The organism is Chroococcidiopsis sp., assembly GCF_051657925.1.
Lineage (GTDB): Bacteria > Cyanobacteriota > Cyanobacteriia > Cyanobacteriales > Chroococcidiopsidaceae > Chroococcidiopsis.
In genome coordinates, this window is record NZ_JBOFLP010000302.1 from 1 (window position 1) to 12,143 (window position 12,143).

The following is a 12,143-nucleotide window of genomic DNA, read 5'->3' on the forward strand; positions in this document are numbered from 1 at the left end:
TTGATGGCGAATGCATTTAGATTGGTACGGAGACCACGGGTAAAATGACAGTAAATGTGGTTCCTACATCGACTTCACTCTCCACATAAATCTCGCCGCCGCAGGCTTCAATACACTTTTTAGCGATCGCCAGTCCTAACCCAGTACCAGGAGTACTACCGACATTGCTGGCGCGGTGAAAGGGTTGAAAAAGCTGTTGTAAATCTGCTTTGGGAATACCAATTCCCCAATCTTGAATTTGAATAGTTACCATTTCTGGTTGAGCTATTAGATTAAATTGTACGCTACTGCCTGCGGCAGAATATTTAATTGCATTGCTGAGTAAATTAACTAAAATATGTCGCAGCAGATTTTCGTCCCATAATGCTTTTTCTGTTTGCCCTTGATAGGTGAAAATCAGAGCAATCTGTTTTTTGGCTGCACTCAGTTCTAATGTTGCAACCAGTTCTTGGCAAAATCCTTGAATATCTAAATAGGTAGGTTGGCATTGAAGTTGTCCCGCTTCAGCTTTCCCCGCTAGAGAAACTTCATCCAACATCTGCGCCATATTTCTAATCGCAGCATTAATATGTTGAAAATGGGTTATTTTTTGTTTTTCAGTTAATTTTTTTTCGCTATTTTGTAGTAGTCCAGTTGCTAAAAGAATAGTTGTTAGTGGACTGCGAAAATCATGTGACAGCATCGAAACAAATTCAGATTTAAATCGATTTAGTTGCTTAGCTTTGTCTAACTCAACTGCACTTTCCTGCACCTGGGTTGCTAATGCTTGATTTTTGGCTTGTAAAGCTTCTGCTGCCTGCTTGCGCTCGATCGCATAACATAGCGATCGTACCAATAATTTAGCATCGATCTGCCGTTTAACTAAATAGTCTTGCGCCCCTTGTCGCACCGCCTCAATTGCTAATTCGTCATCGTTCATATTCGTCAGAACGACAATCGGTAAGCTAGGTGCTTGTTGTAGTAGTAGAGGTAAAGATGCCAACCCTTGGCTATCTGGAAGAGTCAAATCTAGTAAAACTGCATCGTAGGGTTGTGATGATATTAACCCTCGATCCAGTTCTGCTAAGGCATCTCCCAATCGCTTGACATGTACCAGATGAAAGTGTCTGAGATTGGCTTGCCGCAAAATCTCTTGTAAAAATCTGGCTTCTGCCAAACTATCTTCAATTAACAAGACTTTTACTAAACTGGCAAGCATAGTTTTCTGGTTTTTCCCCCTCCTTTTTTACAGTGACCAGTGACCAGTGACCAGTGACTAGTGACTAGTTATCAGCTCCCATTTTCTCGGCTCGTTTTGAGAATTTGCCACAACATTTTGCTGAGTTCTTCTGCATCTTGATAAATGCTGTCAAAGGCTTTTTCGTTAAAGTAGCCTGTGTCCTTTAGTAAAGAAAGCCAGTATTTTGTCTCCAAGCATTCTTTATAAGCTATTGATATTTTGGCTCAAAACTCTGCTGAAGACATGGCTCCGTTTGCTTCTGCGATATTTGCCCCAATTGCAGTTCCGCTTCTAAGTAATTGTTTTGACAGAACAAACTCCTTTTTATTGTTACATAGATGCCTGTAAGCATTCACAATCCTAATAGTAAATAGATAAGCCTTATCATAAACTTTACTATTCATTGCTTACTACATCTGGTCACTATTCCACTGTTCGCTGGTCACTGGTCACTGGTCACTGGTCACTGATTTGATGGCAATGTAACGGTAGAGAGCCAAAACTCTTCAATTCCCTTGACAATCTGAAACAATTGGCTGAGATTGCGAGATTTGGTGATGTAACAATTGACGTGCAAAGCATAGCTATGGGCGATATCCTCATCGTTCCGAGAAGTCGTGAGGACGACAACAGGAATGCTTTTGAGTTGAGGATCGGCTTTAATTTCTGCCAAGACTTCTCGCCCATCCTTTTTGGGTAAGTTGAGATCGAGCAAGATTAAGTCAGGGCGAGGTGCGTCAACATACTCGCCCTCTTGACGCAAAAATGCGATCGCATTGACTCCATCCCTTACCGACATCACTTGATGCGGTACGGAACTGTCTTTCAATGCCTCTTCAATTAAACGGACATCTGCTCTATTGTCCTCTACCAAAAAGATCGTTTTGTGTTTTGCGTCCGTTTCTCCGCTCACGATCGCGCCCTCCTACGGGTAGCGTAAAATAAAATGTTGCTCCAGCCCCAAGTTGCGACTCCACCCAAATTCGTCCTCGGTGACACTCGACAATCTTTTTACAGATTGCTAAACCCATTCCCGTACCTGGATATTCGTCTCGTGGGTGCAAGCGTTGGAAGATCACAAAGATGCGATCGCTAAATTGTGGTTCGATACCCATCCCATTATCTCGTACTGCAAACAGCCACTCATCCTCTTCTTGACGCTGTGCCGAGATGTGAATTTCTAGTGGTTTGTCACTGCGGAATTTAATTGCATTACCAATTAAATTTTGAAACAATTGCATCAATTGGGTGCTATCTGCCATCACAGTCGGTAATGGATCGCGGCTAATTTTCGCCCCACTTTCAGTAATGCGTTGTCTTAAATTACCTAAAGCGCGATCTAAAGCCGTATCGACTTCCGTAAGTTCAAACTCAACTCCCTGCATTTCTACTTTAGAATACGCCAGCACGTCATCGATCAGGGTTTGCATTAAGCTGACTCCCTCGACAGCAAAATTAATAAATTCCTTCGCGTCTGCGTCAAGTTGTGCTTGGTAGCGCATTTCTAACAATTGGACGTAATTTGCTACCTGATTTAGCGGTTCTTGTAAGTCATGGGAAGCAACGTAAGCAAATTTTTTCAATTCGGCATTCGATCTTTCTAAATCGGCGGCTAATTGTGCTAATTCGTCAGCTTGGCGCAGTACGATATTGACAATTGCTTTTCTGAGTTCCAGCGCCGCTTTAATTTCTACTTGTTTCCAGGGTAAAGACGTGAGGCTGACTGTTTCTTGCCATAATTGGAAAGATTTGCGCGGACACAATCGCAGTCCATTCTCTTGATTCAATTCGTAAGCATTATGAGGATCGCCGCCCCAATTCACTGTTTGAATCACTTCGGGACGGAACCATAATACGTAATTGCGCTTAGAAATTGGAATTACTAATAAGCCACTGGCAACATGTTTGAATCTTTCCGCAGTGGGATAAACTTGCGCTAAAGAATCGGTGTAGAACACTTCTTCTTGAACGTTATTTTTCAGCCATTGAACTAAGAAATTTAAGTCTTCTGCTGCGGGAGTTTTACCAATTGTCGTACAAGTATTGCCAAAACAAATTGCTGCACCTTGGGCATTAGCTAAGTTAAGAAGATTTGGTTTGTGTTTAATCAAACCATCAATAAAGTTCTCTTCTTGGGACATGTATTCAACTAAAGCTGACTGCACGTAAGCCAGCTGTCGCCGATAGGCAAAATCTTCCGTTTCTTCTCTAGAAGCAATTTCAGAAAATACCATCCGTCCCAAAAATTCGCACGCTTTGCGTAATTCGTAAGAAACATACATGGGTGTTTGATGGTGACAAGCAATTAAACCCCAAAGTTTTTGGTCTTTAATTAACGAGATCGTCAGCGAAGCACCTACATTCATATTGTGTAAATATTCAAAATGACAAGCTGCGGCACTTCTAAGAATGGAATTCGTCAGTTCTGTAGGTTCTTTGCTAATTGGATTAATTGCTGGTACGAGGGTTACAGGTTCGCAGTGACTATCAGGAATTAAACGAATCCAATTAGATGCAAATAGTTTTCTGGCTGGTCTGGGAATATCAGATTCAGGAAAGTGTAGTCCCAAATATGGTTCCATGCTATCGAGTTTTTCTTCAGCAATGACAGAACCATGTCCGTCGTTATCGAATTTATACAACATGACGCGATCGAAGCCAGTCACGTTGCGAACTTCTTGGACGATAATTTGACAGAACTCTCTCAGATTTGAAGTTTCTTCTAAGCGATTAATAGATGCTCTAGCTAAGTGGTAAAAACTGAGAAAGGGAATATTTTCTTGGGCTAGCGCTGGCTCTAGTTCTAAAATTAGAAATCCTTCTATATTACGGTGAAATACGCCATCAAATATAGAATATTCATCGCCCTTCTTCCGTACCCATAACTTAACGGGATTGATGATATCGAGATCTTCTGTTGCGGTTAAGCCAGTCTGAATTCTTTCTAACTGAAAAGGATCGATAAATTCTGATAAAGGTCTTTGTAACATTTGTTCGGCAGCAATTCCGAACGTGGCGATCGCATTACTACTAATTTGTAAAATTGTCAGATCCGGTTCTGCTAAAACAATTAAAATTCCATGCGGTTGAATTTGATTAAAAGTATGAATTGCTGGTTCTTTTAGACGGGTAATGTCGATACCTTGAGCTTGAAAATCGATGACCATATTGCTTCTCCTAAGTTGATGACGGGAGCAGCAATAGAGATGCGATCGCTCTTTTGATTTTTTGGCGATCGACCGTCTTGGTATTATCTAAATGTCGCTCCCGCGATGTATGAAAAAGTCCTTCTGCCTACCTGAATTCTGACCCCTTATCCTCCCTAGATTATAAAACCTGTAAGGGCTGGTTTACCAAATATTTTTTGTTTCAGATCGAGATCTGGGCGAACCCGCACCTACAATTCAATCTTTATTCTTCGGGAAAGTGTATCATGTTCGGCAAAACAAAATTCCGCGCGATCGCGTTTTGTATCTTAATTAATATGAGCTAATTTTGAAGGATTATAAACTTTTTATAAAAAATTCAATTTAAATAAATTTTCTGTCACAAATATCTTTGTAATGTGAGGGCGAGTTTGTTTATATCTTGATAGGGAAATAGAGATTGTCGATAAACCCGTATCTACCAAATACTCGCTACGACATCTGGGTGGGAATAATTTAATTGCGGATGGACGCAGATGGGGACTTTTAGCTACTAGTCAGATATGTATCTAAATCTGGTACGTCTACCCAACTGCGTTGTTGGTGAGAAGCATGGCTGAGATCCATTAACAATTGCGAGTAAACACCTTCGCGAATGGAAGGAATTAGGGATTCTCCGCTATCAATTCCTTGCACCCATTGGTTAACTACGCGAATAAATGGAGCGATGCGTCCGTCTGTATAGGTTTTGTCAAATCCCAATCGCATTGGAATTTCCAATTCTGCTGGCGGTTGTCCGGCGGAAGCAGCCCAGAGGTGAAAGCCGTGGACGTAATCTTTTTGATTTTGACTGCACAATACTAAAGTACCGCGATCGCCATACACTTCTACTGAGTGCGTGCGATTGGCATATACTGCCGAACTAATACTAATTTGACAAGGCGTACCGTCTGCTAGCTCTAGCATCAGCAAACAAGTGTCATCAGCATCTACTAGCTTCATTTCCCCCGTCAGAGGATCGAGCCGTAAAGGAATGCTAGTACTGAGCTGAGCGCAAAGTTTTTGTGCTGCACCAAACAACCAATTCATGTAATCAAAAGTATGGGAAGCCAACGCCCCTAAAGCCCCACCTCCCATATCCTTACGAGAATACCAATTCCAAGGGCGGGAAGCATCGGCGCGACTGGGAACCAACCAATCAATTTTAATCAGTCGTTTTTTACCCACATAATCTTCCGCTAGTAATTCAGCTAACCTTTGCCATGCAGGGACGAAGCGATATTCAAAATCTAGGGTAACGACGAGATTGTTAGCTTTAGCTATGTGATACAACTCTCGCGCTCCTGTAGCTGAGAGCGTGGTGGGTTTTTCTAGTAACAGGTGCTTTCCCGCTTGCAATACTGTCTTTGCCATTTCGTAATGTAGAAACGGCGGGGTAGAGATGCTAACTGCTTGGACTTCTGGTAGAGCGACAATCTCTTCTAGCGTAGGACTCGCATGGGGGATATTATGAGTTTGAGCGATCGCCTGAGCTTTGTCGCGATCGCGGTGATACACTGCTACAACCTGCGTCCGAGGATGAGCCTTAAACCCAGGTAAATGAACTTTTTGCCCAAAACCCGTTCCAACGACTGCCACACCAATTGAAGACATAACCCAATTTCATGCCACTGCTCTTTCTTATTGTGCAACGGTGGCGGTCAAAAGTATAAATTCATTGTACGGCGTGCGAACCACGTACCCTACAAATTACTCTTGCTTCGTAAAGCATACATATTAAAAATCTCAGTATCATTCAGATAGTTTTCTTGTTCTACAATAACTTCGCTAAATCCTTTGCTGCTTAAAAGTGATGTGATTTTCTCAACTCGGCAATCTAAATCGTGTACTTCTAATACGATCTGTTTGATTTTCGCCCAATCCGCCTCGGCAATTCCTAAAAGGACATCCAGTTCGCTCTTTTCTACATCTATTTTGAGTAAGTCAATTTGTTGAACTCCCCAATCGCTTATCGCTTCAGATAAGGTTTTCATCTGACATGTAACTTGCTGCGATTGAAAAGCTTTTTCTACTTTAATATCGAGAATAAATGATAATAAAAAGCGGGGGATTTTAGTATACCAGGATAAAGGTGAAGATAAATTTGAGCTATTTCGTATATTGGTAATTTTTTGCATAGCAGCTTTTTTGAATTTGTCTTTTTCCTCCTTAGATTCATCAAAATATGCTGTAGATATGGATGTCAAATTAGGATAGTAACTAAATATTTGAGTTTTTGAAGACCTTGAAAGCCCATACGGTAAGACTTTTATCTTTTCTGACTGACAAGATTTGCTGTTTTCCTCTAGGACTTGAAAAACTTCTGGCATAGGTTCAAAAGCATAGATGCTAACATTCCCAGCACATAATCGATCTACCCATAAAGAAAACATTCCTATATTAGCGCCTACATCAAATACAGTATTTCCTGCTTTTAGCTCAATTCCATTTCTGAAATACTCCTGGATCTGATCGTAAATAATAAAGATTTCTTCCTTCTGAAGGCAAAATATTTCCATACCATTAGGTAGTACTACTTTTTTGAAGTTAGTTCTTGACTGGTAGGACATAAATTTTAGATCTTCAGATTACGAAAATTCAGATCGAATTAGTGAAACACTTCTGACTTCTGACTTGTGACTTCCGACTTCTCCCTCGTTTCTTCTAAAGGGGAGTGGTGATTTGCGGTTTGGCGTTGGGAAATGTCGGTTGGCTGTACGCTGTTGGCTTTGAGAATTTCGGCGTTGAAGCGATACCCTACATTACGCACAGTTTGAATTAAGCTTGGTTGGCGCGGATCGATTTCGACTTTTTTCCGCAATGACAAGACGTGAGTATCGATGGTACGGGGATTATCTATAGCATCAGGCCAAGCACGCCGCAGTAATTCGGAGCGGCTGAGGGGTAAACCTCCAGCTTGAGCCAAGACGTAAAGTAAACTAAATTCTTGAGGCGTGAGGTCGATGTATTCACCTTTGAAGTAAACGCGACGTTGGACTAGATCTATTTGCAAAGTGCCGTAGTCCAAGTAAGCTGGTGCGGCTGGCGTGCGTTGACGGCGAATCAGCGCTTCGATTCGCGCTAAAAATTCCTGCATCCCAAAGGGTTTGCACAAGTAATCGTCTGCTCCTGCTTTTAAGCCAGTGACAATATCTGCTTCGGTGTTGCGGGCAGATAGCATCAGAATCAGTGGTTGCTGCTGTTGCTGTAGCCAACGGCAAAACTCTGTCCCGTCACCATCAGCTAATTCAGCATCGAGAATTACCAGTGTGGGCTGGCGCGTTAAAAATACGTCTCGCGCTTGATAGAGACTAGCTGCTTGATATACTCGATAGCCTACCTGTTGTAAGTGCCAACTGAGTAGCGATCGCAGATGTGGATTTCCCTCTACAATTTCTATACAAACCGAGGTCACAGGTGCAAGATTCCTTTTATACGTGACTCTCAAGGTATCAAAGCCTGTGTCAAGCTTTTGTAACAGCTGCTACCTCAGTATCAACTCTCTAGCAGTCTTGACGAGCGAACAGACATCGGTTACCATGTTTTTCTAAAAATCAACTTAAAAAAACTTAATATTCTGAGACTCGAGCGATAGCTTAAGCATCTAACTGCAAATTGGTCAAGACCGACACCCAGTCAAAATCGCCCTAGAGATACAAACTTTTTGGGATTAATTTAGTCTATGATGAAATAAATGAGACAAAAATTATATACAGTACAGTAATTGTTCGACTATTAGTTAGTATAGAGGACTCACGCTAAAATCGACTTGCTAAAACTGAATACACTCTTACTAAGAAGAAATTCATAATTTCTATGTCGCTCGTTCAGCGATCGCTGCTTGAAAAACTCAGCTTAGAGAAGACAACTTAAAAGTTCCATCCTGGCAAATCCCTTTAAGAAACACATTTTCAAGGCACATTCGATCCCTTCATCTTGCGCTATGTTACAAGATACTCAAACAATTCGCCACTATCAAAAACTGACCGATGCCCTGGTCGAAATGTGGCAAAGAGGCTATCGCACGGACGATTTACGTTTGTATTTAGACGGCTATCTTGCAGCCATGAGGCATTCCAACATCCTCGAACCCTATCTAATTCATCGTTTAGAGGAAGAAGCAACCCGCTTTCTATACGATCCGTATAACTTTGAAATGCCGGTTCAGCCAGAACCAGAATCAGACTACCGTTAAGTTATTGTAGATTGGCTCGAAATAGGATTCAGTGGAAAATCAAATCAAAATTTTGAATTTTGAATTAAATTGGGCTTCTTCCGAGCGGGTAAGGTCAAGCTTAGATCGGTCAGCTATTTATGCTGATGCTTAAAATTGGCTAAAAATTGCCAACAATTAAAAATAAACTTTGTAGCAAATGAGTAGGGGCATACAACTGTACGCCCCTATATGCATTTCTATCCAAATCGTTAATTGTTAAGAAGCAAGCGCGACTTCTACCATCTGTTGTAACTCGCCACTTTGGTACATTTCAATCAGAATATCAGAGCCGCCCACAAATTGACCGTTAACATAAACTTGAGGAATGGTGGGCCAATTGGAATACTCTTTAATTCCTTGTCGGATGTCATAGTCTGCTAAAACGTCAACAGTCTCGAAGGGAACTCCCAGAGTGTTAAGAATTTGCACGACATTGTTAGAAAAACCACACTGAGGCATCAATTTGTTGCCCTTCATGAAAACCAAGATTTTGTTTTGTTGAACGAGATTATCGAGTCGCTCTTTCAATTCTGGAGTCATAGTTGTTATTCCTAGTCTTGAGGATGAGGTATTAGCGCCTAGTAGAATTATGGGAGAAGCCAGCTTACACCACTTGGCTGACAGCTTGCCAAGCTTGGGGTGTGTAAGTCCTTAGTGCTAGAGCATGGATAGCTTCTGATGACATTGCTTGGTTGAGGGAACTGTAGACGAGTTGGTGCTGTTGTACTCGTCCCTTACCTTCAAACTGGGAAGAAACGACTACTACTTGGTAATGATCTCCACCCCCAGTCAAGTCTTGTACTTGAACTTGGGCATCTGGGATCGCTACCTTAATCATTTCCTCAACTTGCTGAGGACTAATCATTTCAATTCCTAATTGCTGAACTCTTTTCTAATTTAACTATTTCTAAGGATAGATGGGCGATCGCCCCTTCGCTACTGTTTTGGTGTAGATTGTTCGGGAGGCTTAGCTTCACTCCGTTGTGGCGCATTACCAGTATCGCCAGTACGAGGAAAAGGCGCGTCAACAAATCCTAACTCGAATAGCTGTTGATAAGCTTTTTTGCCCAAATCTCTAGTGGGGTTTTGACTGTTAACAATCTGAACCAGCAGCGGTACGGCAAGTTCTGGCTTGTTTTGCGCTCGATGTACCAATGCCAGTTGGTAAGTCGCATCATCGCGCATTTGGGCAGTATCCAATGCTTTCTTACGCTGGCTATCGGCAACGCGATTGTCAATACCCTGAAAGTTACCAGCTAGCTGTTGGTAGAAATTAGACATTTGATTGAAAACCTGACGCGCCTCCTGCAACTTTTTCACCGCTGTGTCGTAGTTTTGAGAGGAGATAGCGCTGCTAGCTTCCGACATCAGCCGTTGACCTCCAGCCACGCTCAAAACGCTATTATTCTGGGCAGAAGGTTGAATGATGTTAGGATTTTTTGGATCGATAGGTTGAGCTTGGTTAGGAGTTGCTGGTGCTGGCGGCGTTTGCGCCTGGACGTAAGTTGGGGACAGCAAAGTCATAGCTGCGATCGCCGAAAATAATGTTATGCAGCTATGGTAAAGGAAGCGTTGAGTTCCAGCAGAAATCATGGCTTAATTCCGTGCGCTAAAAAACACAAGACCGATTTTGAACTTCGGGTATCTTATCAGTTATCAGGGAGCAGGGAGCAGGGAGCAGGGAGCAGTTATCAGGGAGCAGGGAGCAGGGAGCAGGGGAGAGTTTAGATATGTTCCACTTTTCTCCTGAACTTTTGACTTTTGACTTTTGAGTTTGTTCCCCAGCTGCGATACCTGAAGCTATTGTTTTAAATAAAAGATTCCTTTCTTTCAGAGTATAGGGAAGGAGCGCTGTCTTGCTCTACGGTTGCTTGCGTCTCTACGATTGCTTGCGTCTTACTGCCCAACTGTTGAAGTGCTAGTTCTAAATCTTGTGTCAATTGCTTCGCATCTTTTTTAATCGAACCCGTGCTGTAATCTCCTACTTGGATAGGAGAACCAATACTAATCCTAACCTGAGATCTCCACGGTACGGTGGGAGGATTATAGTAAATACCGAGCGGTAATATTTTGACACCTAAGTTTGGCTGACTTGATTCGGCTTGTAGTGCTAGGCGAGCTAAACCAGGTTGAAGAGAATTCAGCGTACACTCACGATTTTTTTTCAGGTCACCACCTTCAGGAAAAATGACTAGCATTTCTCCTTGTTGTAGTAATTCTACGCCATGTCTGAGAGTACTAATGGATGGACGCTTCACATCAACAGCAAACCCTCCGAGATGGCTAATAAACCATCCTTGGATACCCTTCATTTCGTCTATGGACACCATAAATCGCGGATCTCGCCCGGTTGCAATCTTACCCACGATTGCAGGAACCATGAGCGCATCCCAACGAGAACGGTGGGTAGGTGCTACGATGACAGGACCTCCATTTGGCAAGTTTTCCCATCCGCTAACTTCAATCTTGTCAAAATAAAAGGGTAAGACCAAGCGCCGTCCGATAGGATAGACTATGGGCGTTAACCAAGGCGAAACGTGAGAGCTTGCAGCCACCTTGGTATTTTTAGTTGTCCCAATTTCAGTGTGCGAGGAATCGAGCTGAATCATGAGGGTGGCGAGTGTGTAAGCGAACGTAAAGTTATATGGCTTTAATTCCACCCTAATTTTTTTTAGTCGCGATCGCTACACATAGGGGACAGTTTTAGCAGTGAACAGTGATCGGTGACCAGTGCCAGTTACTTTTCTCCCCCAGTTCCCTCAGCTTCCCCAGCTCTCTTCTGGCGGAACCAGGCTTGCAGTTGTTGGCGACAAGTGGATTCTAAAATGCCAGCGAGAACGGGGAGACGATGATAGGAACAGGCGCTATCGGGAATGTTGGTGACGGTGCGAATAGCTCCAGTTTTCGGATCGTCTGCACCATAGACAAGTAAACCAATTCGTGCTTGTACAATCGCTCCCGCACACATGGGACAAGGTTCTAGGGTAACGTATAGGGTACAGCGATCGAGATGCCAGTTTTGTAAGGTTTTACCAGCTTGGCGCAAAGCAATAATTTCTGCGTGGGCGGTGGGATCGTTATCTCGTTCTCGTCGATTTTCTGCTTCAGCAATGACGTTGCTGCTTGAATCGATAATGACTGCACCAACGGGAACTTCTCCGGCTTCCCCGGCAATTTGGGCAAGGGCGATCGCCCGTTGCATCCATTGACGGTGGATGATGTATTCTGGGGCTTCAACTGTCACGCTGTTAGATATTGTGTTCTGGATACGGCGGGCGCACAGCCGTGCGCCCCGACAAATGTCTCTACAAATGTTAGGCTGGCTGAGCGAGGAGAGGATCTAATTTGCCTTCGCTATCCAGTTTGTAAATATCGTCGCAGCCACCGACATGCTCGTTATTGATGAAGATTTGCGGAACGGTGCGCCGTCCGTTGGCGCGTTCTGCCATTGTATTTCTAGCTACATCATCACCATCAATCTTGTATTCCGTGTAGTTGACACCCTTCCACCACAGCAATAATT

Annotated in this window: 14 protein-coding genes and 1 pseudogene; 2 read left to right on the plus strand and 13 right to left on the minus strand. The window is 42.9% G+C overall.

The window, feature by feature from the left end; genetic code table 11:
* Nucleotides 1–16: 16 nt before the first annotated feature.
* The 7 genes and pseudogenes from ACRC32_RS24460 to ACRC32_RS24490 all read right to left on the minus strand — a co-directional run bounded on the left by ACRC32_RS24460 (nt 17) and on the right by ACRC32_RS24490 (nt 7,819).
* Nucleotides 17–1,198, minus strand: a complete 1,182-nt coding sequence (locus ACRC32_RS24460; RefSeq protein ID WP_438556412.1) for an ATP-binding protein — start codon at nt 1,196–1,198, stop codon at nt 17–19.
* 71 nt (nt 1,199–1,269) lie between these two features.
* Nucleotides 1,270–1,623: pseudogene (locus ACRC32_RS24465) on the minus strand (four helix bundle protein).
* Nucleotides 1,624–1,682: 59 nt separating this feature from the next.
* Nucleotides 1,683–2,132: a response regulator gene (locus ACRC32_RS24470; protein ID WP_438556413.1), complete on the minus strand. Its 450-nt coding sequence runs from the start codon at nt 2,130–2,132 to the stop codon at nt 1,683–1,685.
* Complete coding sequence (locus ACRC32_RS24475) at nt 2,077–4,386, minus strand: ATP-binding protein (RefSeq protein ID WP_438556414.1); 2,310 nt, start codon at nt 4,384–4,386, stop codon at nt 2,077–2,079. The genes ACRC32_RS24470 and ACRC32_RS24475 overlap by 56 nt, the downstream gene beginning before the upstream one ends.
* A 525-nt stretch (nt 4,387–4,911) precedes the next feature.
* Nucleotides 4,912–6,018, minus strand: coding sequence for a Gfo/Idh/MocA family protein (locus ACRC32_RS24480; RefSeq protein WP_438556415.1), 1,107 nt, complete (start codon nt 6,016–6,018; stop codon nt 4,912–4,914).
* Nucleotides 6,019–6,107: 89 nt separating this feature from the next.
* Nucleotides 6,108–6,974: an FkbM family methyltransferase gene (locus tag ACRC32_RS24485; protein WP_438556416.1), complete on the minus strand. Its 867-nt coding sequence runs from the start codon at nt 6,972–6,974 to the stop codon at nt 6,108–6,110.
* Between the two features lie 38 nt (nt 6,975–7,012).
* Complete coding sequence (locus tag ACRC32_RS24490; RefSeq protein ID WP_438556417.1) at nt 7,013–7,819, minus strand: response regulator transcription factor; 807 nt, start codon at nt 7,817–7,819, stop codon at nt 7,013–7,015.
* Between the two features lie 528 nt (nt 7,820–8,347).
* On the opposite strand from ACRC32_RS24490, the gene ACRC32_RS24495 reads away from it, so the two are divergent.
* The gene (locus ACRC32_RS24495; RefSeq protein ID WP_106544800.1) at nt 8,348–8,599 is read left to right on the plus strand and encodes a DUF6761 family protein; all 252 of its coding nucleotides are present in this window, start codon (nt 8,348–8,350) and stop codon (nt 8,597–8,599) included.
* A 237-nt stretch (nt 8,600–8,836) separates the two neighbouring features.
* Here the strand turns inward: ACRC32_RS24495 and grxD are convergent, their stop codons facing one another.
* The 3 genes from grxD to ACRC32_RS24510 form a co-directional block, all read right to left on the minus strand.
* Nucleotides 8,837–9,160 carry a Grx4 family monothiol glutaredoxin gene (gene grxD, locus ACRC32_RS24500; RefSeq protein WP_039713498.1) on the minus strand — a complete coding sequence of 108 codons (324 nt, stop codon included), beginning with the start codon at nt 9,158–9,160 and terminating at the stop codon, nt 8,837–8,839.
* 64 nt (nt 9,161–9,224) lie between these two features.
* Nucleotides 9,225–9,485 carry a BolA family protein gene (locus tag ACRC32_RS24505; RefSeq protein WP_015157300.1) on the minus strand — a complete coding sequence of 87 codons (261 nt, stop codon included), beginning with the start codon at nt 9,483–9,485 and terminating at the stop codon, nt 9,225–9,227.
* Between the two features lie 71 nt (nt 9,486–9,556).
* Nucleotides 9,557–10,213: a hypothetical protein gene (locus tag ACRC32_RS24510; protein WP_039713500.1), complete on the minus strand. Its 657-nt coding sequence runs from the start codon at nt 10,211–10,213 to the stop codon at nt 9,557–9,559.
* Between ACRC32_RS24510 and ACRC32_RS24515 the strand changes: the two genes are divergently transcribed.
* Nucleotides 10,178–10,348 (plus strand): hypothetical protein, encoded by a 171-nt coding sequence (locus ACRC32_RS24515; RefSeq protein WP_438556421.1) that lies wholly within the window; start codon nt 10,178–10,180, stop codon nt 10,346–10,348. The genes ACRC32_RS24510 and ACRC32_RS24515 overlap by 36 nt on opposite strands.
* Before the next feature lie 80 nt (nt 10,349–10,428).
* On the opposite strand, the gene ACRC32_RS24520 is transcribed toward ACRC32_RS24515, so the two are convergent.
* The 3 genes from ACRC32_RS24520 to ACRC32_RS24530 all read right to left on the minus strand — a co-directional run.
* Nucleotides 10,429–11,229 (minus strand): lysophospholipid acyltransferase family protein, encoded by an 801-nt coding sequence (locus ACRC32_RS24520; protein ID WP_438556418.1) that lies wholly within the window; start codon nt 11,227–11,229, stop codon nt 10,429–10,431.
* Between the two features lie 128 nt (nt 11,230–11,357).
* Entirely contained in the window at nt 11,358–11,864 is a 507-nt protein-coding gene (tadA, locus tag ACRC32_RS24525; protein WP_438556419.1) for a tRNA adenosine(34) deaminase TadA, read from the minus strand.
* Nucleotides 11,865–11,934: 70 nt separating this feature from the next.
* A partial coding sequence (locus tag ACRC32_RS24530; RefSeq protein ID WP_438556420.1) for a glutaredoxin domain-containing protein occupies nt 11,935–12,143 on the minus strand: 209 nt, incomplete at its 5' end.

Bases quoted from the DNA above. Each gene is read 5' to 3' on its own strand.
- ACRC32_RS24460 (WP_438556412.1), bottom strand. From the start codon at position 1,198: ATGCTTGCCAGTTTAGTAAAAGTCTTGTTAATTGAAGATAGTTTGGCA.
- grxD (WP_039713498.1), bottom strand. From the start codon at position 9,160: ATGACTCCAGAATTGAAAGAGCGACTCGATAATCTCGTTCAACAAAAC.
- ACRC32_RS24515 (WP_438556421.1), top strand. From the start codon at position 10,178: ATGGTAAAGGAAGCGTTGAGTTCCAGCAGAAATCATGGCTTAATTCCG.
- ACRC32_RS24485 (WP_438556416.1), bottom strand. From the start codon at position 6,974: ATGTCCTACCAGTCAAGAACTAACTTCAAAAAAGTAGTACTACCTAAT.
- ACRC32_RS24510 (WP_039713500.1), bottom strand. From the start codon at position 10,213: ATGATTTCTGCTGGAACTCAACGCTTCCTTTACCATAGCTGCATAACA.
- ACRC32_RS24475 (WP_438556414.1), bottom strand. From the start codon at position 4,386: ATGGTCATCGATTTTCAAGCTCAAGGTATCGACATTACCCGTCTAAAA.
- ACRC32_RS24520 (WP_438556418.1), bottom strand. From the start codon at position 11,229: ATGATTCAGCTCGATTCCTCGCACACTGAAATTGGGACAACTAAAAAT.
- ACRC32_RS24495 (WP_106544800.1), top strand. From the start codon at position 8,348: ATGTTACAAGATACTCAAACAATTCGCCACTATCAAAAACTGACCGAT.
- ACRC32_RS24505 (WP_015157300.1), bottom strand. From the start codon at position 9,485: ATGATTAGTCCTCAGCAAGTTGAGGAAATGATTAAGGTAGCGATCCCA.
- ACRC32_RS24480 (WP_438556415.1), bottom strand. From the start codon at position 6,018: ATGTCTTCAATTGGTGTGGCAGTCGTTGGAACGGGTTTTGGGCAAAAA.